Annotated in this window: 26 protein-coding genes; 11 read left to right on the forward strand and 15 right to left on the reverse strand. The window is 52.9% G+C overall.

All coding sequences use genetic code 11. From position 1 onward, the window contains the following. Positions 1-81 precede the first annotated feature (81 nt). Both NSQ46_RS01005 and NSQ46_RS01010 read right to left on the reverse strand, forming a co-directional pair. Positions 82-1,089, reverse strand: coding sequence for a sensor histidine kinase (locus tag NSQ46_RS01005; protein ID WP_341034727.1), 1,008 nt, complete (start codon positions 1,087-1,089; stop codon positions 82-84). Continuing rightward, positions 1,086-1,787 carry a response regulator transcription factor gene (locus NSQ46_RS01010; protein WP_251535816.1) on the reverse strand — a complete coding sequence of 234 codons (702 nt, stop codon included), beginning with the start codon at positions 1,785-1,787 and terminating at the stop codon, positions 1,086-1,088. Before NSQ46_RS01010 ends, NSQ46_RS01005 begins: the two co-directional genes overlap by 4 nt. A 166-nt stretch (positions 1,788-1,953) precedes the next feature. Between NSQ46_RS01010 and NSQ46_RS01015 the strand changes: the two genes are divergently transcribed. Further along, the gene (locus tag NSQ46_RS01015; protein ID WP_341342574.1) at positions 1,954-3,369 is read left to right on the forward strand and encodes a hypothetical protein; all 1,416 of its coding nucleotides are present in this window, start codon (positions 1,954-1,956) and stop codon (positions 3,367-3,369) included. Between the two features lie 62 nt (positions 3,370-3,431). Here NSQ46_RS01015 and NSQ46_RS01020 read toward each other — a convergent pair whose 3' ends face one another. The 6 genes from NSQ46_RS01020 to NSQ46_RS01045 form a co-directional block, all read right to left on the reverse strand. Next, positions 3,432-3,650, reverse strand: a complete 219-nt coding sequence (locus NSQ46_RS01020; RefSeq protein WP_342576077.1) for a Ger(x)C family spore germination C-terminal domain-containing protein — start codon at positions 3,648-3,650, stop codon at positions 3,432-3,434. A 14-nt stretch (positions 3,651-3,664) separates the two neighbouring features. Then, positions 3,665-4,642 carry a Ger(x)C family spore germination protein gene (locus tag NSQ46_RS01025; RefSeq protein WP_342576079.1) on the reverse strand — a complete coding sequence of 326 codons (978 nt, stop codon included), beginning with the start codon at positions 4,640-4,642 and terminating at the stop codon, positions 3,665-3,667. Then, the gene (locus NSQ46_RS01030; protein WP_341342572.1) at positions 4,639-5,748 is read right to left on the reverse strand and encodes a spore germination protein; all 1,110 of its coding nucleotides are present in this window, start codon (positions 5,746-5,748) and stop codon (positions 4,639-4,641) included. Before NSQ46_RS01030 ends, NSQ46_RS01025 begins: the two co-directional genes overlap by 4 nt. 32 nt (positions 5,749-5,780) lie before the next feature. Then, complete coding sequence (locus tag NSQ46_RS01035) at positions 5,781-7,445, reverse strand: spore germination protein (RefSeq protein ID WP_342576968.1); 1,665 nt, start codon at positions 7,443-7,445, stop codon at positions 5,781-5,783. 191 nt (positions 7,446-7,636) lie between these two features. Further along, positions 7,637-9,835 (reverse strand): GH92 family glycosyl hydrolase, encoded by a 2,199-nt coding sequence (locus tag NSQ46_RS01040; protein ID WP_342576081.1) that lies wholly within the window; start codon positions 9,833-9,835, stop codon positions 7,637-7,639. A gap of 43 nt (positions 9,836-9,878) precedes the next feature. After that, positions 9,879-10,976, reverse strand: coding sequence for a GntR family transcriptional regulator (locus NSQ46_RS01045; RefSeq protein ID WP_007128986.1), 1,098 nt, complete (start codon positions 10,974-10,976; stop codon positions 9,879-9,881). 394 nt (positions 10,977-11,370) lie between these two features. On the opposite strand from NSQ46_RS01045, the gene NSQ46_RS01050 reads away from it, so the two are divergent. Continuing rightward, entirely contained in the window at positions 11,371-11,901 is a 531-nt protein-coding gene (locus NSQ46_RS01050; RefSeq protein WP_251535810.1) for a cysteine hydrolase family protein, read from the forward strand. Positions 11,902-11,947: 46 nt separating this feature from the next. Here NSQ46_RS01050 and NSQ46_RS01055 read toward each other — a convergent pair whose 3' ends face one another. From NSQ46_RS01055 to NSQ46_RS01065, 3 genes are all read right to left on the reverse strand, one after another. Beyond that, positions 11,948-12,763: an alkaline phosphatase family protein gene (locus NSQ46_RS01055; RefSeq protein ID WP_007128984.1), complete on the reverse strand. Its 816-nt coding sequence runs from the start codon at positions 12,761-12,763 to the stop codon at positions 11,948-11,950. A 109-nt stretch (positions 12,764-12,872) separates the two neighbouring features. Beyond that, positions 12,873-13,724 (reverse strand): DMT family transporter, encoded by an 852-nt coding sequence (locus tag NSQ46_RS01060; protein ID WP_007128983.1) that lies wholly within the window; start codon positions 13,722-13,724, stop codon positions 12,873-12,875. Then, complete coding sequence (locus NSQ46_RS01065) at positions 13,724-14,497, reverse strand: DeoR/GlpR family DNA-binding transcription regulator (protein ID WP_007128982.1); 774 nt, start codon at positions 14,495-14,497, stop codon at positions 13,724-13,726. Before NSQ46_RS01065 ends, NSQ46_RS01060 begins: the two co-directional genes overlap by 1 nt. Before the next feature lie 188 nt (positions 14,498-14,685). Between NSQ46_RS01065 and NSQ46_RS01070 the strand changes: the two genes are divergently transcribed. Next, entirely contained in the window at positions 14,686-15,645 is a 960-nt protein-coding gene (locus NSQ46_RS01070) for a metallophosphoesterase family protein (RefSeq protein WP_342576085.1), read from the forward strand. A gap of 94 nt (positions 15,646-15,739) precedes the next feature. Here NSQ46_RS01070 and NSQ46_RS01075 read toward each other — a convergent pair whose 3' ends face one another. After that, a complete protein-coding gene (locus tag NSQ46_RS01075) occupies positions 15,740-16,336 on the reverse strand; it encodes a TetR/AcrR family transcriptional regulator (protein ID WP_007128980.1) in 597 nt (198 codons plus the stop codon). Between the two features lie 57 nt (positions 16,337-16,393). Further along, positions 16,394-17,875 (reverse strand): FAD-binding protein, encoded by a 1,482-nt coding sequence (locus tag NSQ46_RS01080; protein WP_342576087.1) that lies wholly within the window; start codon positions 17,873-17,875, stop codon positions 16,394-16,396. Between the two features lie 482 nt (positions 17,876-18,357). Between NSQ46_RS01080 and rlmN the strand changes: the two genes are divergently transcribed. Continuing rightward, positions 18,358-19,419: a 23S rRNA (adenine(2503)-C(2))-methyltransferase RlmN gene (gene rlmN, locus NSQ46_RS01085; protein ID WP_342576088.1), complete on the forward strand. Its 1,062-nt coding sequence runs from the start codon at positions 18,358-18,360 to the stop codon at positions 19,417-19,419. Positions 19,420-19,545: 126 nt separating this feature from the next. Further along, on the forward strand, positions 19,546-20,016 hold the full coding sequence (locus tag NSQ46_RS01090) for a DUF3052 domain-containing protein (protein WP_251535808.1): 471 nt from the start codon (positions 19,546-19,548) through the stop codon (positions 20,014-20,016). Between the two features lie 92 nt (positions 20,017-20,108). On the opposite strand, the gene NSQ46_RS01095 is transcribed toward NSQ46_RS01090, so the two are convergent. After that, the gene (locus NSQ46_RS01095; protein WP_251535807.1) at positions 20,109-20,675 is read right to left on the reverse strand and encodes a hypothetical protein; all 567 of its coding nucleotides are present in this window, start codon (positions 20,673-20,675) and stop codon (positions 20,109-20,111) included. 197 nt (positions 20,676-20,872) lie between these two features. On the opposite strand from NSQ46_RS01095, the gene NSQ46_RS01100 reads away from it, so the two are divergent. From NSQ46_RS01100 to NSQ46_RS01125, 6 genes are all read left to right on the forward strand, one after another. Continuing rightward, the gene (locus NSQ46_RS01100) at positions 20,873-21,166 is read left to right on the forward strand and encodes a DUF6509 family protein (RefSeq protein WP_007128975.1); all 294 of its coding nucleotides are present in this window, start codon (positions 20,873-20,875) and stop codon (positions 21,164-21,166) included. Positions 21,167-21,454: 288 nt separating this feature from the next. Next, positions 21,455-21,898 carry a cyanase gene (gene cynS, locus NSQ46_RS01105; protein WP_251535806.1) on the forward strand — a complete coding sequence of 148 codons (444 nt, stop codon included), beginning with the start codon at positions 21,455-21,457 and terminating at the stop codon, positions 21,896-21,898. Between the two features lie 47 nt (positions 21,899-21,945). Continuing rightward, positions 21,946-22,776, forward strand: a complete 831-nt coding sequence (locus tag NSQ46_RS01110) for a formate/nitrite transporter family protein (RefSeq protein ID WP_341342566.1) — start codon at positions 21,946-21,948, stop codon at positions 22,774-22,776. 539 nt (positions 22,777-23,315) lie between these two features. Continuing rightward, complete coding sequence (locus tag NSQ46_RS01115) at positions 23,316-24,233, forward strand: macrolide 2'-phosphotransferase (protein ID WP_007128972.1); 918 nt, start codon at positions 23,316-23,318, stop codon at positions 24,231-24,233. A 471-nt stretch (positions 24,234-24,704) separates the two neighbouring features. Beyond that, positions 24,705-25,241 carry a GNAT family N-acetyltransferase gene (locus NSQ46_RS01120; RefSeq protein WP_007128971.1) on the forward strand — a complete coding sequence of 179 codons (537 nt, stop codon included), beginning with the start codon at positions 24,705-24,707 and terminating at the stop codon, positions 25,239-25,241. Between the two features lie 448 nt (positions 25,242-25,689). Then, entirely contained in the window at positions 25,690-25,917 is a 228-nt protein-coding gene (locus tag NSQ46_RS01125; RefSeq protein WP_007128970.1) for a GNAT family N-acetyltransferase, read from the forward strand. Positions 25,918-26,083: 166 nt separating this feature from the next. Here NSQ46_RS01125 and NSQ46_RS01130 read toward each other — a convergent pair whose 3' ends face one another. Further along, a complete protein-coding gene (locus NSQ46_RS01130) occupies positions 26,084-26,974 on the reverse strand; it encodes a LysR family transcriptional regulator (protein ID WP_007128969.1) in 891 nt (296 codons plus the stop codon). Between the last annotated feature and the right edge of the window lie 5 nt (positions 26,975-26,979).

The raw sequence follows: 26,979 nt of genomic DNA on the forward strand, positions 1-26,979 counted from the left end.
AAGGTTATGTTCGTATTTTTTGTTCGTATTCTTTAGACGATGGATCTCACGATATCCTATGCCTATACAAAGAAGACACACCTAGTCTCGAGGTGTGCCTTGGTTATCAGCTCGGCGCAGCGTCAAGGTAACGGTGGTTCCTTCACCGAGCGTGGACTCCAGCTGTACGGAATGATCAAGCTTATGGGCGATTTCACGGACAAGATAAAGGCCCATGCCGGTGGATTCATGGTATTGCCTCCCGCGCTCTCCGGTGAAGTAGGGGTGGAACACCCGGTTGATATCCTCCGGCGCGATGCCGATCCCCTCATCGCATATGTGCAGCTTAACGAATGCTCCTGACGCTTCGGCTGTCAAATGAATCTTCTTACCGGGGCTGCCCGAATAGTTCACGGCATTCGTCAGAATCTGCCCCAGCATGAACCTGAACCATTTGGCATCCGTATAGACGGAGATCTGATCATCGATTTGGAACACCGGCGTAATGCCTTTACGAATGAACAGCCTGCGGTTCTCGACGACCGATTCGCTTACCACGGCACGGAGTCCGATGGATTCTACGGCGAAGTCCTGCTCGAACCGGTCTAAGCGGGCGGTGTACAGCACCATTTCCAGGCCTTTGCGTATCCGTTCGAGCTCTTCCCGAATATGCTCGGCGGGTGCTTCTCCGACTTCATCGAGAGTGAGCTGAATCACGGACAGCGGGGTCTTCATTTGATGCACCCAGCGGTTCATGAAGGCGAGATGCTGGTCGGTCTGGCTTTGATGCCGGTACAGCTGCTCGCGATATAAACGTTCATAATGGCTGATCCGCTCATGCATCGCCTCCGGCAGGGGCGCTTCACCCAAGGGAGGGTTGGAGAACTCCTCCGAAAGATCCTCGGAAGAAAGCTCCTGATACATCGTGCGGTGGGAAAGATAACGGTACGCAAGATAGGCGAGCAGCACGACGCTGCCCAGCAGAATCCCGTACAGCACGATGGCAAAGGGCCTGCCCTCCCCGGTAAGCCAATACAGGAGGGGGACAAGCAGCATTTGCACGGTAAAAAACAAGATGAGCGGGAGATGCTCCCGCAGGAACAGTCTCATAAGGGCTCCCTGCCCGTCACGAACCGGTAGCCTGCTCCCCGAACGGTCTCAATGAGGTCTCCGGCGCCCAATTCGCGAAGCTTGCGGCGAACCCTTGTGATATAGACATTTAACGTATTGTCATCGATGAAATGCTGATCCTCCCACATCAGATCCAGCAGCCGCTCGCGGCTGACCACGCGGCCGTCCTTTTCCATCAGCATCATCAGCAGGGCCGTCTCCTTTTGGGTAAGCTCGGCTGACCGGTCCCCATAGGCCACGACGAATCGCTCCGGATACAGGATGAGACCGGCGCCTTCAACGGTATGTTCCTCCTCTTGGCCGGTCGCATAAGCGCCAACCGCACGGCGCAGATGGCTGCGGATTTTGGCCAGAACGAGTTCCATGTCAAACGGCTTCGTAATATAATCATCGGCCCCGTTTTCCAGCGCCATGATCTGATCCATGCCGCTGTCGCGTGCCGAGATGAAAATAATCGGACAGTGGGACTGGGTTCGGATTTGCCGGCACCAATAGAAACCGTCGTATTTCGGCAGATTAACATCCAGCAGCACCAGATCCGGCTTCGTATCCGTAAAGATGTCCATGACGCGGCTGAAATCATCAATGATGCGTGCATTAAAATCATATTTGGAGATGGCCGAGCTTAATTTATCCGCGATGCGTTCATCGTCTTCCACGATCAGAATGGTGTACATCGATTCAACTCCTTTCCTCGCAAAACACCGCTCGCATTCAATATACCATACGCATCGTGCAGATTTCGTAAACGTCCGGTCGTACGGGTCATTGAACCCTTGCCCAGGCCCATGCATAAGATGTAGTCACAAATAAACCAACTGCCTGGAAAGGGCGTGACGGCATATGGGAATTCAACTGACCGCGATTCACTGGGTGTACCTGGCGTTTATCGTGCTGATCTTGACGCTGCTGATCCGGCGCCGCGACACGACGCTGATTTGCGTGACCGGCATCTTTGCGCTCGGCCTGCTGGCGACGGAGACACTCAGCGGCTCGGTCTCGGGCGTGTTCCAATCGTTCATTTATGCAACGAAAGAGCTGATGGGCACGATCATGATTATATCCATTATTGTGGCAATGAGCAGGGTGCTGATCAAGACCGGGATTAACGAGACGATGGTGGCGCCGTTAACGCGCTTTCTCCGCACGCCGGCGATGGCCTATTGGGGGATCGGCATCATTATGATGATCACTTCCTTCTTCTTCTGGCCTTCGCCTGCCGTGGCGTTAATCGGCGCCGTTCTGCTGCCGGTGGCGATTCGGGTCGGACTCCCTGCCCTCGGGGCCGCGGTAGCCATGAATCTGTTCGGTCATGGTATCGCGCTATCGGGCGACTATATTATCCAGGGAGCACCGAAGCTGACGGCCGATGCGGCAGGGCTGCCCGTAGCCAGTGTCATGGCCGCCAGCGTGCCGCTTGTTATCGTGATGGGAGCCGTTACAACCGTGACCGCGTTCTGGATGATGCGAAGGGATTTAAGAAACGGCACTTGGCGGGATGGACTCGTCACGATTAAAAGCACGGGAGATGCGCTCACGACCCATTCGGATGAGGAGCATGCGACGGCGGTTATATCGCCGGGGATGAAGAAATGGCTGGCGATTGCGATCCTGCTGCTGTTCGCTGCAGATGTTGCGGCGATGTTCCTCCTGAAGCTGCAGGGAGGGGATGCAACCGCTCTCGTTGGCGGCACGGCCGTCCTCATTCTTGGTGCCATTACCTTGATCGCTCACCGTAACCGGGGACTTGAGAAAGTCACCTCATATTTAATCGAGGGTCTTATGTTCGGCTTCAAAGTCTTCGGGCCCGTGATCCCGATCGCGGCCTTCTTCTACCTGGGCGATGCAGCTTTCGCGGAGTTGTTCGGAACCGTTCTGCCATCCGCCTCGCACGGCATCGTGAACGATCTGGGGGTTGCCCTTGCCCATGTGGTGCCGCTCAATGGTGCGGCGGGTGCGGTTACCTTGACCATTACCGGCATCATTACCGGTCTGGACGGCTCCGGCTTCTCCGGGATCTCGCTGGCCGGTTCGGTTGCGCAGCTGTTCGCTGCTGCGATCGGCTCCGGCGCCGAGACGCTGACTGCACTCGGCCAGGTGGCTGCCATCTGGGTTGGAGGCGGCACGCTGATTCCTTGGGCCCTTATTCCGGCGGCAGCTATATGCGGCGTCAGTCCGTTCGAGCTGGCCAGACGCAATCTGAAGCCTGTGCTGATCGGTCTTGCGGCCACAACGGCTGTAGCGATGTTTCTGATATAAGGGGATCTGAGCATCTGCAGAACGTCAACGAGCGCGGGCTTGTCAGCTCCGCGCTCGCACTCTCAATCCGTGGATGATCCGGCATCCGTTATCTTCATCTCGAGCTCATAGGTGATCGGGATGCGGCTGAAGGTATCATCCCACTGATCTTTTATCTGCTTCCACAGCTTTGGATGCTTGATCCGAAGCTGTTCACCGAATCCTCCAACGTCGACATGGTATACATGCTGCATCTTGTGCAGCACCTGATCGATTTGCTTGGAGGCTTGTTTTTCGAACACCTTCTCCATTTCTTTCAGATAGGATTCGGTGGAGGGGATCTCCGGAAACTCCAGTCCTCAATTAACCGGCCTTCCGACCTGATTTTGATATGAAAGGAAATGTCGCCATCCTTAACTCTGGGGGTGATATTGCTGCTGGAATTCCTCGGCTCATAGGTAACCGTATACCCGGCAGGTGCGTACGCCTTAAGCGCTCCGCCCATGACTTCCCCCCTGATCCAAGACAAGCCTTCCACATCGAACTGAGTTAATTCTCCGATCCACTTCTTGGAGCTGCCTTTAATAATGGCGGCTCCCGAAAATTTGTGCTCGCCATTAGACGTAACCATGTTTTGCAGCAGAAAGCTGGTGCCCGACTGCAGGGTGCTGTCCAGCTTCATCAGCGTCACCGGAGGAAGGATTTTGTTGGACCGGCTTCGATTATCGACAAGTCCCGTCAAGTAGAAGGCGGGGACTTCTCCAGGCTCTGTCGAGCTTAATGCCTCGATCGCCTCCCGGTGGCTGACAACGACAAGGCAGCTTGGACGTATGGCGTTATCGCGAAGGATGAAATCGAAGATTTGCTCCAAGCTGTATTGTTTGGCCAATTCAGATGCAACGACAATTACCTTGAGATGGTCTCCGATTAGCGGACGGTCTCTCCGAACCGAGAACTGGCGGAAAATTTGGATCATGGAGTCTCCCGTCAGCTTTTCGTTCAAATAGGCCATGCTGGAACCTTGTGACCCGGCTGAACCGCCTTGGCCCTGCCTCTGGCCACGACCTGAGATAGGGGGAACAATCTGCACCGTCGCAGTCACCACATTCCTCTTCGGATAGGTTCCCCCTTGCCTGGTGATATCGCGCTCGAATCGGGATTCGTTGGCGACATCCAGCCCGAGTCCTACAACAATGCTCATGTCTTCAATTTCCTGGCTGCTCCAGCATCCGGTATTAAGGACAAGCAGCATGGCTGCGGTAACCCGCAGCGCTTGGCGGACCCTTCTGTTCATTTGGGCATCGCTCCTTTCTTGCGGGCCAAGCTGACCAGCAGCAATATCAGCGGCATGACTCCGAACAGAAAGACGGAGGCATAGCCGACCGTATCGCCGAGCTTGAAGGCTTCCGTCACGTCTTTAGGAATCATCGCGATGAGGAAGATGACAGGAAGCAATGCAAACACAAAGGGACGGAACTTTTTGTTAAATACTTGCGACCATCCTAGGGATGCCGCATACAGCGTAACGGTATAGGTAGAGAAAATCTGCATAATCCAGATGACGAGCAGGAGGGATTCGAACCGTTCAAAAATCAAGCCTTGCACTTCAAAGCTGCGCATCAGGTCCAAAGTGGGCCATGTTCTCGTCACCACGCCGTCAATCGACATCCCTCCGACAACCATAATGACGGTAAAGGTATACATCAAAACAGGTACCGATATGCCGATTATCACAGCACTAGTTGCCTTCTTGGGGAATTTCATAAAAGCTGTGGCAACAAGCATAATCTCATAGCCCGTAAAGGACAGAAGCGTCGGCTTGATCCCCCGCAATACAGGCATAATACCGGATCCAAGCACCGGTCTCAGGTTATCCACCTCAAAAATATTGCTGCTCAGCAGGAGGGCGAGAACCAAAAATACAAGCGTGATCGGCAGTATGATTTCATAGAGGCGGGCGATGCAGTTAATGCCCCCCAGCGCCAAATACAGGCCGATCCACATGAAGGGCAGGACGATTGCCCATATGGGCGTACCCTCCAGTAGAAATAATGCCGTCACCTCGGCCAAAATCCGAATCTCAAAAGCCGATATGACAATGAAATATCCGATAACCAGCAGGCTTAGGATGAATGCGATCCATTTGCCCGTAATTTCCGGAACAAATTGGAACCATGTCTTTCCTTGGAATCTTTTGCACAGCGATACTAAGATCCAGCCTGCTGCCAAAACGATAAGTCCGGACACGATGATGGAGATCCATGCGTCCGGCGTTCGAACGGCTTCTACGGTAGTTCTGGGGAGGGTAAGGATACCGGCCCCAAGCATATAGTTGATAACCATTACGGCAGCTTGCGAAGTGGAGATGTTCTCTTTAGGACTCGTGTTGGGACTGCTCATCGTTCTAACCTCTTTTCACTGCATGGATATCCTCAGTTTCTTCGGTCGCTATCATTTGGTTTTAACATACCGGGCCGCTTCTTCATCATTTTGAGCGGAGCTCTAATAATAAAATCCTTCCACTCGCTGATGTTATAAGGTGTCATAGGACTCACATAAGGAACGCCGAAGCTCTTCAGGCGTACCAGATGGCTGCAAATTAACAGGAAGAACAGGACGACGCCGAACAGTCCCAGCACCGCCGCGCTGAACATCCCGGTGAAACGAAGAATGCGAAGGGTAATTCCGGCGCTGTATACCGGAATGGTAAAGGACGAGATGGCGGTAACGGCAACGACGATCACCAGGAACGGGCTGACGATGCCAGCGTTGACGGCCGCATCGCCGATGATCAGACCGCCGACGATGCCCATCGCAGGTCCGATCGGCTTCGGGAGCCGGATTCCTGCTTCACGTAAGATTTCAATCGAGACCTCCATGATGAGCGCCTCGATGATCGAGGGGAACGGTACGCCTTGCCTTGTCTCGGTAATGGAAAGCGCCAGCTTGGTCGGAATCAAGCCGGGGTGATACGAGATGAATGAAATATAGAGCGCCGGGGCCAACAGGGCGAGCATAGCAGCCAGAAACCGCAATACACGAATAAAAGTCCCTGGCAGCCATCGATCATAGTAATCCTCCGGCGACTGGAGCAGCATGCTGAAGGTAACCGGGAGGATGAGAGCAAACGGGGTACCGTCCAGCAGAATGGCAACTCTTCCTTCCAGCAATCCGGCAATCACTCTGTCGGGTCTTTCGGTGTTCTGCACCTGCTGAAACGGACTCAGAACGTTGTCCTCGATCAGCTGCTCAATGTATCCGGATTCCATAGGATCATCGATTTCAATCCTTTGAATCCGGGAGGCTACCTCTTCCACCAGCTTGGAATCGGCGATGTCCCTCATGTAGGCCAAAACCAAGTCCTTCTTTACCCGGTTCCCTACTTCGAACTTTGTCATGACGAGACTCTCGTTTTGTCCGTGGAGCCGGAGCAGGCCCGTGTTGTCTCCGAGACGCTCGGTAAAGCCGACACGGGGACCGCGCAGAAGCGCCTCCGAGATCGGGTCCTCAATGCTCCGGCTCTTCCCTTTAGCGGCTCCGATAAGGAATGCGCCCTGCATCCCTTCCACCACCAGCCCGGTTTTACCGAACAGAACCGATTCCACGAACCTCTCCATCTCAGTCACGGCTTGAACTTCGCTGACCGTCATCACCTGTTCGGTTAAATAGTCTTTCATCGCACTGCTTGAATGAAGAAAGGCTGTCCGATGTTCTTCCGGTATGCCATGGAGCATTAGCGGTTTGAGCAGCTGCGTGACGACCAGGTCGATGTCCGTCAACCCTTCGACGAACAGGAGCACGGCCCTGACCCTCGTTCCACGGATCGTAATCTCACGGAATCGAACATCCGCCTGACCTCCGATAACTTTACGGATCGCCGTTAGGTCTGTATCGTACTTCCCGGTCAAACGGATATTCTTTAGCGGACTTTCCGTTCTAGGAGGGGAATACTTGTCCGGCTTCAAAGAAAAGCTGGAGTTTATGGATTTTCGGATCATCTTGAACATGGGTAAGAGCAGGAGAGGGATGATCAAGAGCAGAAAGGCTTGAGCAAAAACAGTCCACTTTGGAACGTAGTATAATACCGTCGACCACAACAATATCACCCCCGTAATTCCTCTGATTATCCGTCATAAATGAAGATCAAGTGTATTGTTACCCGATGCGGCGCCGAACATTCCGTTTTTTTCATTTTCAGAGAAGTGAACCCAAACGAAGAAAAGGGACATCCCGCAGGCCATGAATCCGGCCTTGAGGGATGTCCCTTGTAACAGTTACAAGTGAACCTTTAGCGTTCTTGCTTGGATAAGGAGAATGGAAGCTCCTCCGGAGTATAGGAACGGTAGCGGGGTGCCAAGCCAAGCCGGAAATCAAGGGTCTTTCCTGCCAAGATATCCTCATGCGTTATGAACAGCTTGGTGTATTCCTCGCCCCCGAGCTCCACTTTCGAAACGAAATTGGATTGCCGATTGTTGTTATCGGTATGAATGCGCATTTGCTTGCCGTTCGGCAGCTCAATGGTGACGCTGTCGAAGAGTGGAATACCGAGCACATATTCATTGCTTCCAGGACAAACCGGGTAGAAGCCCATCGCGCTGAATACGTACCACCCCGACATGCTGCCGTTGTCTTCATCCCCCGGGAAGCCGTCATAGCCGCTGTTGAACAGGTTGCTCATCAGCTGCTTCAGAACGACCTGGGACGAGGCTGGCTGCCCTACATAATTGAACAGATACGGAATATGAAAGCTCGGCTGATTGGAGATCGCCAGCTGCCCGTAATCGATCGCGGCCATCTCACTCATCTCATGGATTTCAAAGCCGTACCCGAGCACGTCGAAATCCGGCGCTTTGTTGCATAATTCGGTGATTTTGTCGAAAAAGCGTTCTTTGGAACCGTACGCTTGAATCAGGCCTTCGAAATCCTGGAATACGGCGAAGCTGTTCTGCCAGGCGCTGCCTTCGGCATAATCCCGGCCCCAAGCTGTATCGTCGAACTCTTGGCGGAACTGTCCGTTCTTATCCTTCGCCCGCATAAAGCCGGTGACGGGGTCGAAAATGTTCCGGTAATTCAATGCGCTTTGCCGGTATTGCTCAGCAATGCTCTCCTCGCCGAGCACGTCGGCAACACGGCTGATGCAGTAATCGCTGTAGGCATAGTCCAAGGTATGGTTCACGCTCTCGTGGTAGCTGCTTGGTACATACCCATATTGGAGGTAATCGAGCGTCCCTTGGCGCCCGTAGCAATTCTGTCCGCTCTGCGTCGTGGCTGCCTTCAGCATGGCCTGCAGCAGCTCAGGCATCAGGTGCATACCGATTCCTTTGGCGGCAGCATCTGCGATCACGGCATCAATCAGCGTCCCCGGCATCAGGCCGCGCTCGTCCGGAGAGAGCCACTTCGGCAGAAATCCGGCCTCGCGATAGGAATTCAGGAAGCCCTCGAGCATTTCCTCATACTCTTTCGGAGCAATGATGGAGTAAAGCGGATATACCGTTTTGTACGTATCCCAAAATCCGTTATTCGTGTACAAAATCCCCTTCTTGACCGTTTTAGCCGTCGTATCGTAATGGACCGGCTGCAGATCGGCGTCCAGTTCATAGAACTTCTGCGGAAACAGGAACATGCGGTACAGACAGGTATAGAATGTACGCAGGTATTCTTCGTTCGAATGCGTGACCTGGATTTTGCCTAGGTAATGATTCCACGACTCGGCAGCGCGGTCCTTCAGCTCATCCAGGGTGCCGGTGACTTCACGCTGAAGGTTAAGCTCGGCCTGCTCGATGCTGATAAACGAGGTTGCCAGCTTCACCTCCAACAACTCCCGCTCGCAGTCCTTGAATCGAATGACGGCATGTTGATCGGTGCCGCCCAGCGAGACTTCGGGAATGAAGGCACCTTCCGCGTCATAATATCCGGATGTCGAGAGGTCCACATCTTTGCTGAAGCTCATGGCCACATACATCCGGAAATCCTTGTCGTGGCAGTCGGCAAAATTGCTGACGTATCCGGTGAGCCTGCGCCCCGCGGCATCCAGGCGGAACTCGCTCTTATTGCTAACGTTCAGCACCAATCCGGCCTGCTGCTTGGAATTGTACCTTATGCGCATCGCCGCTCCGTAACAGGTTGGAACCAGCTCGGTCGTAATGTTGTAGCGCTGCTGCTTAACCCGCACATAGTGCGGCTTGAATACGGCCTCTTCCGGACGGTATGAGCTCTGACAAGTGAAGACGGAGCCTTTGATCTTGTCATCGGCGATCGGTGTCATCAGAAAGTGGGTGAAATCGCCCATCCAAGGACTTGGCTGATGCGTCAGCCGAATGCCCTGGAAGATGCGGTCATGCGGGTTAAAGAACCAGCTGCCTTCATTGTGGGTCTGCACAACGAAATGGTTCATGCCGAAAGGCACGCCTGTATAAGGAAGCGTGTTTCCGTTGGAATAAGGATATCTGCTGTTGGAGCCTTGTCGTGTATCGATGTATTGCAGCATATGTAACATCTCCTTTTTTAATCAATTGAAAATAGATGGCAGGTTACAGCTTCTTGACGGTCTGGCGCTTAATGAGCCGTACCGGAACCACAACATTCTCCTTGGCTTGAACCCGGGGCTGCTGCTCGATGAGCCCGATCAGGCTTTCGGCCGCAAGGTACCCCATCCGCTCGAAATCCTGCGAGATGGTGGTCAGCTTCGGCTCGATGAGACCGGCAAGCTGAATATCGTCAAAGCCCACGATGGAGAAATGGTCCGGGACGGACAGCCCCCGTTCTTTGGCAGCTTGAATGATCTCGATGGCCATGAGGTCATTCTCGGCTACGATGCCGGTGATGCCTTGCTCCATCACGGATTCGAGGAGCCGGAGGAAATATTCCTGCGACGCAGGATTGTCATGGGCCAGACCCTGTTCGGTAAGATCATGCATGCCGGGATCGGTCAGGCCTGCCTCGAACAGCGCCTTCAAATAGCCGAAATAGCGCTCCCGGAGCGACGATGAGTCCTCGATCTTCTGGGACGAGAGGAAGGCAATTCGTTTGTGATTGTTCTCGATCAGATGGCGGGCAGCCTGGTAGCCGCCGTCGAAGTTATCGGCGACCACGGAGAGGAACGGAATCCCTTGGATGCATTTATCCATCGTGACGAGCGGATAGTCGGAAAGATGATACTGATACAAAATCCCGAGATCCGATACGCTGTTAACCGGGTAGAAGATCAGGCCCGAGTGGGAGGATTGAAGGGCGCTTTGCAGCAATCTGCGCTGCCCGACAATCGTATTCGACTGGATGTTCAGCGTATAATCCGTCGCAGCCAGATATTCATTAATCCCTTTCTCGTAATCGCCGAGCCCGGGATTATGGGCAAACGGCAGGATCAGCAGAACGTCCTTGCCGCTTCCGCCGAAAGCTTGGCGGGGAGGCGGCGATGTACTGACGAAGCTGCCCTTCCCTTGGATCCGATAGATCAGTTTCTCATTCTCAAGCTCGGTCAGCGCCCGCTTGGATGTGATGCGGCTTACGTTATAAGTCTTCGAGATTTCAGCTTCGGTTGGCAGTTGATCCCCGCTCTGAAGCTCCCCGGATTCAATCTTTGCCCGTAACGCATTCGCGATTTGCTGGTATAGCGGAAATTGTTCCATGAATATCCCCTTATAATTTGATATATCATATACGCGGGATTCGTCAGAAAAATCGATAGATTAATATTACATCATTTAAGTTGGTATGTCGAACCTGAAAAGTCGGTGGAAGAGGGGGCTCTAATGTTTTAGCAGTTTATTCATCCTGGATAGGACGGTGGGCGGCGTGGTATTGCTTTATTTGTGGTATTTTAGCTTGTATTAGTTGTTATATCAAGTTGAGGGGATGCGGATTATCCGATCCGTCTTTCAATGATCCCTTATCATTTCCGGTTAGCCAGCTCTTCTGCTCAATATCCGGGAATTTTCCAAAATCTACTTTTATGTATTGCAAAACGGGAATGTACGTTCTATAGTGGAGAAAGATTGGAATATGAACAGGGAGGCTGGCGGGATGGGGAAAACGGCGTTGTTGGTCATTGACGTGCAGAATGCGATGTTTGATGAAGGGGATCCGGTATATGAGGGAGAACGGCTGCTGACAAACATCAAGCAGCTTATAGCAAAGGCCCGGAAGGACAATGCTCCCGTGGTCTACATACAACACAGCGATGAGGGCTTGGAGAAGGGGTCGGAGGCATGGAAGATTCATGCCGATATTGCACCTGCAATGATGGATGCGATCGTTCACAAGACGAAGCCGGATTCATTCTATCAAACGACGCTTGAGGATGAATTGAAGCGTCACGGCGTCGAGCATCTCGTGCTTGCCGGAATGCAGACCGATCTGTGCGTGGATACGACATGCAGAAGGGCGGTAAGCCTGGGCTACCGGGTCACGCTGGCAAGAGACGCCCACAGCACCTGGAATAATTCGGCCCTGACCGCCCAGCAGATTATAGATCATCATAATGACGTCCTGCGATGGTTTGCGGCAATTCGACGGACGGAAGAGATCGATTTCCACGAAGAAGCCGGCGTGTAATCGCCGGCTTTTGGTCTGTTGGCTATTTAAAAAAGGTTTGGCCGATTCATAAATTTGATGAAAACAGTCCTCCGGGAATGGTTCCTTCCCAGCATTCTTGTACGGGCAATCCCAGCACATGCGCCGTAACGGCAGCCGTATCCATAATGCCAACCGGCGTTTGGATAGGGCCGGCGTTTACGGCAGGTCCCGTAATTCCCCAGGTGATGGTCATATCCATCGGATGGTCGCTGCCGTGATCATGCGAATGGGCGCCGCCTCCGCCGTGGTCGCTCACGGTGATGACCCAGGTATCCTCCAGCAGTCCTTCCTTGCGCAAGCCGTCCATAATCCTATGCACGTATTGATCCGTGACGGCAATCTGCGCGAGCTGACCGGAAGTACCGAAGCCGTGTTGATGGCCGGCGGCGTCCGGATGGTCAAGCTGGATGAACATCAGCTTGAAATCGGGATGCTGATGTATATAAGCGGTGATGGCTTCCGCGAGCTCAGGGTCCGGCATGGATTCCATGTGGACGCCCAGATCGTTTTCAATGATCCCTCTGTTGATCGGCTCCCAGCAGCTGAACGCGGCTAACGGTGCATCCGGCCACTTCCGGCGGGCCAGCTTGAAGAGCGAGGCGTAAGGGAAGTCGGAAGGGGTCTTGCGATGAATCGCTTTGTCGTTGTTAAGCCCGTGACGCTCCGGGCTCACGCCGTATAAGAGCGAACCCCAGCACTCTGCACTGATGCTGGGATAAACGGTCCGTGCCTCATAGGTATACGCTCCGCTTTGCAGAAGCTCAAGCAGATGAGGGGCGTCTGCTTGACGGATGAATCCGCCCGCCCCGTCGATTCCAAGAATGACGACTCGTTGTGCCATAGATGGCAGCCTCCTTGTTATGTACATGATCGGTACATTTTGATGATACATAGAATGGCAGTGTTGGACTCAGGACTCATACATGGTTGACTTACCGACGAGACGAGAGCTAACCCCAGATTGCGATGGTGATGATGCCTAATGTGATCAGCGCGGACATCACGATTCGGCGCGAGCCCTGCTGCTCCCGGAGTATAAGAATGCCGAATATCGTGCCGAATACGGTGCTGATCTCACGGATCGGTGCAATATGGGCAAGCGGCGTCAGCCTCATGGCAAACAGAAACAACAGGTACGAGCCTGGCGCCAGAACAGAGCCGAGCAGTATGGTGCGCCAGTTAACGGACCATTCCCGCTTCAGTTGTCCGGATCGCAGGACAGGGATGATAAGCGCGATGAAATAGCTGATATTCGATAACTGGATTAACAGCACGGGGGAAACTCCGGCATCCAGAATCGCCTTGTCCGTGAGCGTATAGCCTGAAATGCAGAGCCCCACCAGACAGGCATAAATAAGCGCTTTTCCATTCACATTGTGACGTGAGCCGGCCCGGATCCCCGATAAGGCGAATAAAGAGAAAATAATGGCGGATAGCCCAAGGACGCCGGCGGTGCTCATTTGCTCGTGAAATAGAACCAGGCTGCAAAGGGAAGTCAGCATGGCGCCGAGCCCCCGCATGAACGGATAGACCTGGGACATATCCCCATGCGTATAAGCTTTAGAGAGCAGGAGGATGTAGCCTCCTTGTATGGTCATGGACAGCAGAATGAAGCCGTATACTTTCGGGCTCAGCGTGAGCTGCGACATTTCGATCCAGAAATAGGGCATCAGAATGATTAAGGTTACCGAATGAATGCACCACAGAAATACCGATTTATGAATGCTTCGCTTCGTAAACAGATTCCAGAGCGCATGCGTCAGACCGGATGACAGGACCAGAAGCAGGGCCAGAAGCTCCATCAGATCGGCCCGGTAAGAACTTCGATCCCGCGAGCAGACAGATTATCCACCCATTCCTGCGGGCAGCCTGGATCCGTGATGAGCATGGAGATGTCCTCCAGCTTCGCGAGCTTCGAGAATGTGGTTACCCCGAGCTTCGAATGATCGGCGAGAACGATGCCTTCCTCCGCACGCTCCAGCATTTTTCGGGATATGTAGGCTTCATCCACATCATAATCGGTAATGCCGTCGGTTAACGAGATGCCCCCGACAGAGATAAACGCTTTATTCACCTTGAACTGTTCCAGCAGCATTTCGGTAAGCGGGCCGGTTGCAGCCTGTTTGGTCCGGTCCATATCCCCGCCGATAAAAATAATCTTCCCCTGAAAAATCTCCATCGCCAGATTGAGAATAGGCACCGAGTGCGTGATGACCGTGACATGCGGGCGGTCCTGAAGATAACGCACCACCTCGATCGTGGTCGTTCCGTTGTCCAGCAGAATGGTCTCCCCGTCTTTAACAAGGGAAGCTGCCAGCTTGCCGATCGCGGCCTTTTCTTCCGAATGCGTCTGCGAACGGCTTAGGAAGGACGGTTCGATCTGTCCGGAGCGCGATTTGACGGCACCGCCGTAAACTTTGCGCAGCTTGCCTTCTTTCTCCAAGCGGTCCAGATCCCTGCGGATCGTTTCGGCGGATACATCCAGCTGCTTCGCGAGGGCGTGAACCTGGACCTTGCCTTCAAGCTCCAATTGATGCAGGATTTTTTGCCGCCGGTCTTCATAGGTTACGGACATTGCGGATTCACCTCACATATGTATGACTGATATTGACCAGTGTTGTTGATTTCAACTAATTATTATGGCAGTTACCTCATCATGTCAACAAAAATCATTGACGAAATCATGGAATACCCTCTAATATACACATAAAACAACAACAATTCACACAAAAACCGCAAACCGAAATTAAGGGAGGCTGCAATATGAAGCCCGTACTCCGCTTTAAAGAAGATCAGACGTTTACGATCGTACAGTTTACCGACATTCACTGGAGGAATGGCGATGCGCAAGACTTAGCGAGCCGGCAGTGCATGGAGGCGGTGCTGGACCTGGAACAACCCGATCTCGTTGTGTTTACTGGAGATATTATCTATACGGGGGAGACAGGGGATAGCTCCGCAAGCTGCCTGGACCCGGTTCAGGCTTTCAAGGATGCCGTATTCGCGGCGGAATCTCGGGGGATTCGCTGGGCATTCGTATTCGGCAATCATGATACGGAAGGCGATATTACGCGGGAGGAATTAATGAAGGCTGCCATGGATCTTCCCGGCTGCTGTTCGGAGCCTGGGCCGCCGGAAATTAGCGGTGTCGGCAACTACACGCTTCCTATTTACGGAAAAGGGGAAGATACGGCTGAGGCCGTGCTGTATTTCTTCGATTCGGGCGAAATGTCACAGCATCCGGCCGTTGAAGGCTATGATTGGATTCGGCGCGATCAGATCCGCTGGTATGAAATGGCGTCTGCCGCATACAGCGTAAAGCGTGGCGGCGACTCCATGCCGGCATTGGCCTTCTTCCACATCCCGATTCCGGAATACAGGGATGTATGGGAACGCCGGACGTGTTATGGCAACAAGTTTGAGGCAGTGTGCTGCCCGCAGCTGAACACCGGTTTGTTCGCGGCCATGCTGGAGCGGGGCGATGTGATGGGCACGTTCGCCGGACATGATCACATTAACGATTACTGGGGTGAACTCAACGGCATCCGGCTTTGCTACGGCAGAGCTACCGGTTATGGCACCTACGGCCGGGAAGGCATGCTCCGCGGTGCGAGGGTTATTCGCCTGCATGAAGGACAGCGGGAGTTCGATACTTGGATTACACTGAGCGGAGGATCGCGAGTCCTGGAGCAGGAGAAGCATGAACCCGGAGCACCCCTCTGATATACGACAATCGTAAAAAACACACCTCTTATGAAATGTGCGGAGACAATCCGGGCGGTTTCATGGGAGGTGTGTTTGGTTTGCGTTATGATCCTTATCCGTTCGTAAGCAGCCGCAGCAGCAGCTCCGCCTTCGGGGGCGTATAGCTTGGATCCTCTTGGGACTTCAGCGTCATTAATCCCGACAACACGGATAAATAACAGGCCACCAGCTCTCTCAGATCGCCAGCCGCAATCTCCCCGGCGTTCTGCCCAGCTTCGAACAGCGGCATCAACTGGTCAACAAAAGCATGGATGGAATAGTTCTCGATAATCCGCTTGGCCTCTTCGGGCACGCCATCCGAGGTGCGTGCTTGCTGAATCAGCATAAAGTGCGAATTATCATCCTCTTGGAGAATCATTGAGGTTAGCAGAGCGATTTTCTCAAGAGGGGTACCGGGTACGTTATAGATTTCGGAGAACGCTTGCCGAGCTTCCTCCATCGACCATTGAACGAGTGTGATGAACAACTCGTCTTTGGATTTGAAGTAGTGATAGAGAAGGCCGTGGCTGACTCCGGCTTCGCTGGCAATCATGCTCATTTTGGTTCCGAAGATTCCTCTTTTAGAAAATACTTTGATGGCAGCTCGCATGATTTGTTCTTTTCGTTCGTCGCGTATTTGATGCAATTGTTCTTCGTTTAAAGGGGTCATTGCGTCCATCCCTCATCCTGGTATTCTCGTGCTGATAACAACAATAACGCATTTGATTTATTCGGGCAATCCCATGGATAAGGGCAGAAACTCGTTATTAAAAACCGGGATGATCCGCGCGAGTAGTTCCTCCAGCGGCAAATTCACCTCCTGTAATACCTGATGGAGCCAAGCTTTGCCTTTTCCCGATGGATCCGCATTCACAAGCGAGTTGATATACTCTGCGTTAAACAAAGCCTGCGGCGAAGCGAAAAGACCCGTTACCATCATATACTGTTCGAATACGGCCATATCGTTATGAGCATAAGCCAGCTCCTGGCATAGATCGAACAGCCTCTGGGCAAAAGAGAACCCTTGGGCGGACAGGTGGCCTTCGTATGTCACCCCCGGCCATCTGAGATCCGCGGCAGTACTGAGCCACCATGCAGGCTCCATGGCGGATTGCATCTTTAGAAGGGCGAAGCGTTCGAATCCCTCCTCAAGCAGGACTTCATTTTGCCTCGATTGCAAGTACTGGTCCAGCGCATCTGCCTGGATGGCCGCCACCGTCATGCCTTGGCCGAATATCGGATCGAAGCTGCAGAAGGCATCGCCGAGCACCAGCAGACCGGAAGGCCAATCCTCCATCTGCTCGAAATGCTGTCTCACGCATTCCTCAATCCGGTAGCCCCGCGGGCTTGAGATTGGTTCAAGCTGCTGAAGCAAATCTCCGATGGTGGAACCGAACAGATTTTGCGCCTCCTGGTCGTACAACTGATGGTCGGTTGTCGGATAGGAAGCTCCTCCCGCGCGGTACAGAACAACCTCTGCGATCTGGTTCTCGATCGGATTGAACACGGCCGTGCCGATACCAAGGGAGGGATCTCCATCATTCAGGATGGTGCTCCATACAGCCTGGATTTCCTCCGGAACCCTATAGTGCCGCGTACTATATCCTAGGGATACGTGCAGTTTCTCTGCTTCCGGTACCGCGTAACCAAGGTTCTGCAACCAATCAGCGAGCTTGGAACCGCGTCCGCTTGCATCCACGACCAGATTCGCATTTATTTGAACAAGCGTTGATTCCCTGACGTTTTTGTCCCGGAAAACAACGCCGGTAACGGCATTCCTGTCCGCGTCATGCAGTAATTCCTGCGCTGCAAGCTTCGGTAAGAGAGTCACATTAGGCATTTGGATCACTCTGTTGCGGAGGGTCCACTCAAACAGGGATCTGCTGCACCCTGCATTGGGCTCATCGGGCATTTCCAGCGTGCCGTAGCGATTGGTCATCTTAACGGATTTCATTTCTCGAGGATGCGCCCCTTGCTGAAGCAATTCCTCGGTTATGCCAGGGAACCAGCTTTCAACGATCATTTTGCCGCGCGCAAGGAAACGGTGCGGATGATAGGCCTGCGGCGTACCCGACCGATTTTCCGGGCCTGCCGGAAACTCATCCCGATCCGTGATGATCACCTCTTCATAATGCTTGGATAACACGGTTGCAGTGAATAGTCCGGCTATGCCTCCGCCTAGAATGAGCGCTTTGCCTTTTGTTTTCATACGAAACCTCCAAATATAGATTGATTTAATCAGTCAATCATAAACGAAAAATATCTTCTGAAATTCAAATTTAGATTACAGGTGCAGGACAAATAGCGGTGATCGTCATTAACGAAATGAGTGTTGAGTGTCTCCCTTCTCCTATAGATATTTATGATCGATTTAGTCAGTCAATGATAAACATAAAGGTATTTATTGGATATGTCAATCCTGATTTGCGTATAAGAAGCGTGAATTGCCTATAACTCCCCTTGTGTTCGTCTTGAAATTTTGGGACAATACAGAGTGGGCAATCAGGAGTCCGTTTCTCGCCGTAAGGTTTGATATATCAGGAATTTGCAAAATTCGATTTCGGCCGCTTCCAGGTACAATACATAGACGAACTAAACCATTCGATCTATATATTGCTGATTGAAGTCGCCCTTTGGATTTTTGCAATATGCCTCATAATTAATGTTGTTTATAGAAAGAGGATATCCATCATGAATAAACCATCCATTTATGGATTGACATTAGATCAGCTGGTCGATTGGCTCGGCCAGCGGGGCCATAAGAAGTCCCGGGCGACCCGGGTGTGGGAATGGCTGTACCGCTCACGGGTTACGGCATTTTCGGAGATGACCGACGTGCATCCTTCATGCCTTGAGCTGCTGGAGGAACACTTTGCGATTGTGACGCTGGAGGAGCATACGAAGCAGGAGTCGATGGACGGGACGGTCAAGTTTCTGTTCAGGCTGGCTGACGGCAACCTGATCGAGACGGTGCTCATGCGCCATAAATTCGGGTTGTCCGTCTGCGTAACAACCCAAGTTGGCTGTAACATTGGCTGCAGCTTCTGTGCCAGCGGCCTTCTGAAGAAGAGCCGGGATCTGACGGCTGCAGAAATCGTTGAGCAGGTGATGCAGGTTCAGCTTCATCTGGACCGCAGAGGCCAGGATGAGCGGGTGAGCCACCTGGTCGTGATGGGGATCGGCGAGCCGTTCGATAACTATGACAACATGGCGAACTTTATCCGGGTGATCAAGGACCATAAGGGACTTGCTATCGGACCACGCCATATCACGGTGTCCACAAGCGGGCTGGCCAACAAAATTATTGAGTTCGCGGACAGTGATCTGAATACGAATCTGGCGATCTCCCTGCATGCGCCGAACAATGAGCTGCGCACGAGAATCATGAAGATTAACAAGGCCATTCCGATCGAGAAGCTGATGGAGGCCATCGATTATTATTTAGAGAAAACGAAGCGCCGCATCACCCTCGAGTACATTCTGCTGAAGGACGTCAATGATCAGCGAGAGCACGCTATGGAGCTTGCGGAGCTGGTCGGCGATCGTCGCAGCCTGGCGAACGTCAATCTCATCCCTTACAATCCGGTGGATGAGCATAGTCAATATCAGCGGAGCTCCAAGGAGACGATCACTGCATTCTACGATACATTGAAGAAGCAGGGCATCAGCGTCAGCGTACGGCTAGAGCACGGCACCGATATCGATGCCGCCTGCGGCCAATTGCGGAGCAAGCAGATCAAGAAGGCGCAGTAACTGGAGAGCTGCTCGCCTTAGGGTAGTGGGAAAAGCACATCCTCACGAAGCGGTATGCTTTTTTCTGCTAGAGAGCCCTCAATTGCTATTGACCCTGACACATCAAGCGGAAAGGAATGAACCAATATGCTGGAAACCCATCCGGTTGTGAAAAAGCTGCAGTATAAAGACTTGGGCCAGCCCGTGCTGATCTTGAACGCGCCGGAGGCCTATCAGGAGGTTATTCGCTCGTTTCAAGGGGAGGTTCATACGGAGCCGGTGCAAGCTCCCTATGATTTCGTTCAGGCGTTCGGAACAAGCAACGGGCAGCTGCGGGAGCTGGCCAAGGTTGCAGCGAGCGCCGTAGCGGATAACGGCTTGCTCTGGCTCTGCTATCCGAAGAAGACGTCCAAAACTTACAAGAATTCCGACTGCAGCCGGGACAGCATCGCCGGCATTTTGGCGGATGAAGGCTATGAGCCGGTGCGGCAGATCGCCATCGACGAGGATTGGTCGGCCCTCCGCTACCGGAAGGTGGAGCAGATCAAGACGATGACAAGATCCTTCGCGGCCACCGCGAAGGGCAAAGAACGGACAGGCCAAGGAGAATCCATGTAACACGTGACAACAGGCGCGGCTATCCTTGATATCTACACAAGAGGGACCCTGATCAGGGTCCCTTCTTTGTTGGTGCGCAGCCACCTAACGCTTCACTTTCCGTGATGCGGACGGCGGTGCTTGGATTGAACCTTCTTGCGGCGGACATCCCGATTGATCGCTTTGCTGCCGCTCCCGCCGCCGACGGCTTGCTGCTGCCGGGCGCCCCGGCTTTCAATTGCCGAGTTGGTGCCGCCTGTACTGAAGGCTCCGGCGCCGCTCGCAATCTGGGTGGCTGAGCTGTCCCGGATTGATCTCGGCAGCCTGACCACCTGCTTATTAATGACGAAGACCACTTCTTTCTGATGTTTCTTGGACTTCGAATGCTTTCCATTCAGTTTAACACCATGATGCAGCGGGTTTTTCAGGCCGAGGTTTTTGGCGATTCCGCCTGCGCCGACACTTTCCTGCTGGTACGCATGCGGAGAGCGGATCGCGGCATTACTCCCGGCAGCGCTGCTCTTGCCCGCCCCGCTTGCGATTTGCGTCGTGTTCGGCGCATTGGTGAATTGATCATTCACGACGACGGTAAACCGATCTATCCCGCCAAGCGGGGAGGTTAAGGAATACCGATGGCTGCCTTTCTCCACGGTGATCGTCAGCTGGTCCTTGATCGGCAATTTGCGTCAACTCCTTTTTTATCAGAACGACTTCTTCTTGATCGTAGAATATTTGAAGGATCAGGTGTAAGAGATAAAAGCATAGAGAAACGAAAAAATGATCCATTTGTCCTCTGGGATAAGAACCTATCTTTAAGGTGTGGCAGGGCGTTTTCGTGGTTTATAATGTAGAAGTGTGACAGAAAGGGTGAGATTTAATGCTGACGATTAAGGAATACAGCGTAGAGTTGATTCAAGATCCGTTCGGGATCCTGGCAGGGCAGCGATATGAGTTCGTATGCGATCTGGACGTGCCGGAGGAGGACGAGCTTTATTCTGAACAGGGAGTTTACCTGCGGGTGATCTTTCTCAAAGACGGGGCTGATTCCCGAATTGTAAAATACGATTTCTACGAGCGAACGACCGATCGGTATCTTGATTTTGATATGGAGCCGGAAGAAGAGGAGGAGCTCACTGCGTTCTGTAAAGAGCATGCGCAGGTGGAGGCTTGATTCAAAAACAGTATTCTGTTGCAGCGATTATGAAATGAAGATGATGGCGTCCTGAAGAGGATGCCATTTTTTTATTCTGATTATGTTATTTAATATGACGCAAATTAATCTATTTACTGAAATTGTCTTATGATAATTATAATTAATGTTAATTTTATTGACTTACAACAAACAAAATTCGTATAATTAGACCAGATTTTCATATTATGTGTACGAAAACATGACATTAATTCATTTTCTATCGATCAGTAGAGAGTAAGACTACTTTTTACAAAGGAGAGAGGATGCATGGAGAGAGCCGAGGTCACAAGACGAATCGTGGAGGCCAAACGCAAATTGGGGTTAAAGTGGATCGATATCGCAAGCGTAATCGACCGTTCGGAGGCCTGCACGGCAACGGCGCTGCTGGGACAGGGGACGCTGACGAATGAAGAGAGTGCCAAGGTCGGGGATTTGCTTGGGCTGGATCCGGAGGCGGTTGCGGCTTTAACCGTTATTCCATACCGTGGAACGACGGTGCCTATGCCTCCGACGGACCCGCTGATTTATCGCTTCTATGAAATCTTGCTGGTGTACGGACCGGCGATCAAGGACTTGATCCACGAGAAATTCGGCGACGGCATCATGTCTGCGATCGACTATGAGATGGATATACAGCGTGTGGAGGATCCGAAGGGAGACCGGGTGGTTGTCACGTTAAACGGAAAGTTTCTGACTTATAAAAAGTGGTAATGGGGGGCGGCAGTTCAGTTCCATACACCCAGAAGGAGGGGGATACCATGTCCTATGTAAAGCCGGATCAAGTAGTAGAAGCCATGATTCAAGCGGGGACGAGTAAATCGCAGCTGACCGTTGAGCAAATGCTGCTGCGGGGATTTTTGGGCGGAGCCTTGCTTGGATTTGCCACGACGCTGGCCTTTACGGCAACGGTCCAGACGGGGATCGGCATGGCGGGTGCCTTGTTGTTTCCCGCCGGGTTCGTCATCATCGTGCTGCTTGGACTGGAGCTGGTTACGGGCAACTTCGCCCTCATTCCACTCGCGGTTATGGAAAGGAAAACGACGGCCTTGCGGATGCTTGCCAGCTGGACGTGGGTATTTATCGGGCACCTTATCGGCTCGGTATTCTATGGGCTGCTCTATTACGCGGCGGTGACACAGTTCGGGCATGTACAAGAGGGCGGCGTTATTGACCTTATACGGGGCGCTGCTGAAGCGAAGACGATTGGTTATGCTTCGCTAGGCTGGGCAGGGATGGGAACGGTGTTTGTGAAGGCGATGCTGTGCAACTGGATGGTGTGCCTGGGGGCTGTCATGGCTAACGCCTCCCGGAGCACAGGCGGCAAGATTGCCGCCATGTGGCTGCCGATTGTGATTTTCTTCGGTCAAGGGTTTGAGCACGCAGTAGTCAATCTGTTCGTCATTCCGACCGGCATGCTGATGGGAGCGGGCGTTAGTCTGGGGGATTGGTGGCTATGGAATCAAATTCCCGTGACGCTTGGCAACATCGCCGGCGGTTTCCTGTTTACGGGACTGGCGTTGTATCTGACGCAAAAGAAACCCGCGGCCCCGCCGGTTGCCGAGCTGAATTCCTCGCATAAGGCGAGCTGACCGCGGGGGCGGCTGTTGATGAACGAAGGAAATCCGTTCGTCCCAACCGGACTGAAGCGGGCTTGGAGAGAATTGGCTTATCCTCTAACTACATAGCAGGGAAAGAATGATTAAATCCAAATCATCCCTTGTATTGCCTGCTCCAATCTGTTATTCTAAATGCAACTTAGGATGAACGGAGGGTTACGTGTGTTGGATTATTCCCGATTGAGATCTTTTCGCGGCTAATGGAATACGCGATGAAGAGGCCTGCTGCTCAAGCAGGGTAATCGGGATGGGTCTGCCAATTTTACGTAACCCATAGTCATGAGTGACGAATAAATTAAGACTATCCGAAGCAGGTGGGGGATGATTTGCTGTGTCCTTTACTGTCTTCCGGGATGGGGTTATTTTCGTGCACTCGGACATAGGGGATCGTGGCGGAAGCAAGCGCCCCATTGTCGATTACGCTGAGCACAGGTGATGATTGCCTGTGCTTTTTTGTTGTTTGACTCAAGAAGCTTGCGAGGGTGATAACGATATCAAGGAGGCGTTTTTATATGACAACAGCTCATTCTCAGGATTATACCGAAATTATCCGGGACATGGTGGCGATCGCAGGGGAGCACGGGGTGGAACTGAACCCTGACGGCATCGAAATGAATGAATCCGGCATGGATTTTCTGGTCGGCATTGCCGAGGATGCCGAAGGTGTGTCTTGGGTACTGCGTAAGCCGCGGCGTGGCGATGTGCTCGAACGGGCGGACAATGAGGCTCGGGTGCTTAAGCTGATTCAGCCCCGTCTGCCGGTTGCCGTACCGGATTGGCGGATCTACACGCCAGAGCTTATCGCTTATCCGCTGCTTAGCGGTCAGCCTGCCGCATCTGTCGGTGCGGAAGGGTATGCGTGGAACATGGATCCTGTGCAGCCGGGCGAGCGATTCGTCGATTCGCTGGCACAGGGGCTGGCAGCTCTCCACGGCATCGATCACGAGGATGCTCGGGCAGCCGGCCTCCGGGTGAAGAGTCCGCAGGTAGCTCGGGAAGAGATGGCGCGGAATATGGAGGAGGTGCGAAGCCGCCTGGGAGTATCCGCGGCGCTGTGGGACCGCTGGCAGAAATGGATCGGTGATGACTCCTATTGGCCGGGCCATTCGTCGCTTGTCCATGGCGACCTCCATCCTCCGCATATTTTAATCGACAGCCAGGTTCAAGTTACCGGGCTTTTGGATTGGACAGAGGCTGAAGTGACGAACCCGGGCAAGGATTTCATTCTGTACTATGCCGTTCACGGCGAGGATAACCTGAAGCTGCTGCTGGAGCGATACGAGCAAGCCGGCGGGAAGGTGTGGCCGCGGATGTACGACCATATCGTAGAGCAATACGCGGCGTATCCGGTGGCTGTCGGACAATTTGCTTTGCTGACGGAACAGGAAGAAGTGCTTGCGATGGCACGTAACATGCTGGGACTGACTTAATACGCAAGAAGTGATTGAGGGAATCCTCTCCCATCCATGCTGCCGCGAGGGCAGATTGGAGCAAGGAGCCGGCCGATGAGATTCGGTTGGCTCTTTTTTTTTGGGCTTTGCCGGAGGGGATGTGGAGTGCTCATAATCCTGTGAATTTATGACAACCTTATAGAGAGAGGTTCTCTGCTTATATATGTAGCGGATGCCCGAGAGGGATTGTGATCCTAAGAATCCAATTAAATCGCTGTCGGATGCGTGCAGGATATTTATAGGTTGATCAAGAAATATTTGGAAAGGCTGTCTGTCATATAATGATCGTGAGGCGGCTTTGACTTTCGGAGAGCAATCCGCAGCCCTGTATGGCATGCGTAACGAAATTTACATACTTGTCGATATCTTGGTCTGGGAAATATGTTATTCTAAACATACTCACCGGGATTTTAACCTGCTTGAAATGATTGATTAGGGAGGGGATTGATCTTGAATATTGAAGTGCGTTTATGCCCGAAAGAACAGTCATTTATTCTGCACAACCTCTATCCGCTGTACTTGCATGACATCGCTGAAATATGGGGGATCCATCCTAACCGATATGGAGTGTTTGAGAAGGGGGATGTGCCGACCTTGAGCGAGCAGAGCAAACTGCTGGACGTGTGGTGGGAGCAGCCGTCGGTTCTCTTTCCTTATCTGATCACAGTGGATGACATTGCCGCCGGTTTCGCGCTGGTTTCTACACCGCCGCAGGTTCCGTCGCCCAATATTCAATATTACTTAAGCGATTTTTTCGTGCTTCGGACTTATCGAAGACAAGGTGTAGCGCGGCGAGCAGCTGAGCTTGTGTTCGATCAGTTCCAAGGCGCGTGGGAGCTTCAGACCAACCCGACGGAACGGAATATGAGCACGCAGATTTTTTGGCGCAAGACGCTGAATACGTATACAGGTGGAAAATACTCCGAACTGGATGGCGTCCATCCGGAAAAAGGAGAAATGCTGGTCTTTCGGTTCACCAACAAATAGACTGGATTTGCATAAAACGGCGGGTTGATGGACGAATTTCAGCCTTGACAGCTTAACGCAAACGGATTAAACTGAATAAAATTTTCGAACAAATGCGCTGAAGAGGACGCCGGCATCGTATGGATGCTTCGAATCAGAGAGCTGCTGGTGGGTGCGAAGCAGCGGAAGCGGCGATGAACAGGCCATCACCTCGGAGCAGATCAGCCGACTGTCCATGACGTGAAGCTGATCCGGGAGTTCCCTGCCGTTATCCATGGGGCATCATTGATGGATGATGGCGAAGAGTGCGTGCCGGAAAGAGCCGGCGCGAATCAGGGTGGTAACGCGGAGCAAGGCTCCGTCCCTATGGGGACGGGGTCTTTTTGTCGTTTATCGGCCCGGAATGAGAGGAGAGGGTGGCGAATGATGCTGGAGAGGCTGGTGCCCATGGATGAGATGAAGCGCTTGGATGGGAGGCGTTCAAGGCATTAACGCCGTCTATACGCCGAAGGAAGAGTGGAAGAAGGGGTATGCCAGCGTCCTTGTAGCTGAGCTTGGTCTGCTTCTGAACCGGGAGGGTCTTACACCGATGCTGTATGCGGATCAAGCCAATTCTGATTCGAATCGAGTATACCGCAATATCGGCTTTACAAGCTGCGGAACAATTGCGGAAATCGCGTTCTCCGGCGGTGAATAAACGGGGAGGATGTTATATTGAGCGTAACAGCTCTCCCTGTTTGGCTTGATCAGTCATTAAATTTTCGTGCATGAAGGGTGTACAGGCAGAGCGGGGGCCGTCCGGGCTGCGGATCATTGGCGCGGCACCGGATAAACATGGAGAAGACGATACGCCTCCAATAATGTTATTCTATAAAAGTGTTCAGAAAATGTCGGGCGCGATTGGATAGCACATGATCTTTGAGCCAGACAATTCCGACATCGGATTGGAAATCGGCGCTGAGTATGGTCATTGTCCGGATGTTGGGGATGGCGAAGGAGGACATGACCGATTCCGGCAAAATCGTGGCGCCGATCCCTTCGGCGACCAATGCCACGATGATCGCGACGCTGGAGCATTCGCATATGACGCGCGGCGGATGGCCGCTGCGGTTGAATTCCTGGATGACCCGCTCATGCATGCCTTTGGTCTGGTCGGTCTTTAGCGACAGGAACGGATGCTCTGCCAGCTCACGCATTGAGATTTGCCCTCGCGTCGGCCCGCATTCCCAGCTGCCGGGGAGAACGGCAACGAACGGATCGGAGGGCAAGGGCAGCACGGCATAACGTTCCGGATCAAAGCGCGATTCGAACGGGAGGCGGGTCACCGCAAGCTCGATATGGCGCTGATCCAGCTGGTCGGCCAGCAGGGAATGGTCGCCTTCCCGGATTTTGAAGGTGACCTCGGGATATGTTTGCCGGAAGGAATGGATGCGCTGGGGCAGCAGCGAGATGCAGGAAACGACCGCGCCGATGGACAGCATGCCGCGGATGCCGGCATGAAGTTCCTTCACCTCCGTCAGCGTCTCGTTGAACTGATTAAGCAGCGAGTCGGCCCGTTGTTGCAGGAGCTCGCCGGCATGGGTCAGCCGAAGCTGCTTGCCGCTTCGCTCGAACAGCGTGACGCCAAGCTCCTCTTCCATCAGCTTCAGCTGCCGGCTGAGGGGAGGCTGCTCCATATTCAGCTGTTTAGCTGCGCGGGTGATCTGGCCTTCCTGGGCAATTGTCAGGAAATAACGGAGCTGGCGAATATCCATGGATT

Origin of the sequence: Paenibacillus sp. FSL M8-0142, from assembly GCF_038597315.1 — a bacterium.
Classification (GTDB): Bacteria; Bacillota; Bacilli; order Paenibacillales; family Paenibacillaceae; genus Paenibacillus_AQ; species Paenibacillus_AQ lactis.

What these genes read in the sequence shown, in the direction of transcription:
- NSQ46_RS01005 (WP_341034727.1), bottom strand. Translation starts at nt 1,089, where the DNA reads ATGAGACTGTTCCTGCGGGAGCATCTCCCGCTCATCTTGTTTTTTACC.
- NSQ46_RS01010 (WP_251535816.1), bottom strand. Translation starts at nt 1,787, where the DNA reads ATGTACACCATTCTGATCGTGGAAGACGATGAACGCATCGCGGATAAA.
- NSQ46_RS01015 (WP_341342574.1), top strand. Translation starts at nt 1,954, where the DNA reads ATGGGAATTCAACTGACCGCGATTCACTGGGTGTACCTGGCGTTTATC.
- NSQ46_RS01025 (WP_342576079.1), bottom strand. Translation starts at nt 4,642, where the DNA reads ATGAACAGAAGGGTCCGCCAAGCGCTGCGGGTTACCGCAGCCATGCTG.
- NSQ46_RS01030 (WP_341342572.1), bottom strand. Translation starts at nt 5,748, where the DNA reads ATGAGCAGTCCCAACACGAGTCCTAAAGAGAACATCTCCACTTCGCAA.
- NSQ46_RS01040 (WP_342576081.1), bottom strand. Translation starts at nt 9,835, where the DNA reads ATGCTGCAATACATCGATACACGACAAGGCTCCAACAGCAGATATCCT.
- NSQ46_RS01045 (WP_007128986.1), bottom strand. Translation starts at nt 10,976, where the DNA reads ATGGAACAATTTCCGCTATACCAGCAAATCGCGAATGCGTTACGGGCA.
- NSQ46_RS01050 (WP_251535810.1), top strand. Translation starts at nt 11,371, where the DNA reads ATGGGGAAAACGGCGTTGTTGGTCATTGACGTGCAGAATGCGATGTTT.
- NSQ46_RS01055 (WP_007128984.1), bottom strand. Translation starts at nt 12,763, where the DNA reads ATGGCACAACGAGTCGTCATTCTTGGAATCGACGGGGCGGGCGGATTC.
- NSQ46_RS01060 (WP_007128983.1), bottom strand. Translation starts at nt 13,724, where the DNA reads ATGGAGCTTCTGGCCCTGCTTCTGGTCCTGTCATCCGGTCTGACGCAT.
- NSQ46_RS01065 (WP_007128982.1), bottom strand. Translation starts at nt 14,497, where the DNA reads ATGTCCGTAACCTATGAAGACCGGCGGCAAAAAATCCTGCATCAATTG.
- NSQ46_RS01070 (WP_342576085.1), top strand. Translation starts at nt 14,686, where the DNA reads ATGAAGCCCGTACTCCGCTTTAAAGAAGATCAGACGTTTACGATCGTA.
- NSQ46_RS01075 (WP_007128980.1), bottom strand. Translation starts at nt 16,336, where the DNA reads ATGACCCCTTTAAACGAAGAACAATTGCATCAAATACGCGACGAACGA.
- NSQ46_RS01080 (WP_342576087.1), bottom strand. Translation starts at nt 17,875, where the DNA reads ATGAAAACAAAAGGCAAAGCGCTCATTCTAGGCGGAGGCATAGCCGGA.
- rlmN (WP_342576088.1), top strand. Translation starts at nt 18,358, where the DNA reads ATGAATAAACCATCCATTTATGGATTGACATTAGATCAGCTGGTCGAT.
- NSQ46_RS01090 (WP_251535808.1), top strand. Translation starts at nt 19,546, where the DNA reads ATGCTGGAAACCCATCCGGTTGTGAAAAAGCTGCAGTATAAAGACTTG.
- NSQ46_RS01100 (WP_007128975.1), top strand. Translation starts at nt 20,873, where the DNA reads ATGCTGACGATTAAGGAATACAGCGTAGAGTTGATTCAAGATCCGTTC.
- cynS (WP_251535806.1), top strand. Translation starts at nt 21,455, where the DNA reads ATGGAGAGAGCCGAGGTCACAAGACGAATCGTGGAGGCCAAACGCAAA.
- NSQ46_RS01110 (WP_341342566.1), top strand. Translation starts at nt 21,946, where the DNA reads ATGTCCTATGTAAAGCCGGATCAAGTAGTAGAAGCCATGATTCAAGCG.
- NSQ46_RS01115 (WP_007128972.1), top strand. Translation starts at nt 23,316, where the DNA reads ATGACAACAGCTCATTCTCAGGATTATACCGAAATTATCCGGGACATG.
- NSQ46_RS01125 (WP_007128970.1), top strand. Translation starts at nt 25,690, where the DNA reads ATGGGAGGCGTTCAAGGCATTAACGCCGTCTATACGCCGAAGGAAGAG.
- NSQ46_RS01130 (WP_007128969.1), bottom strand. Translation starts at nt 26,974, where the DNA reads ATGGATATTCGCCAGCTCCGTTATTTCCTGACAATTGCCCAGGAAGGC.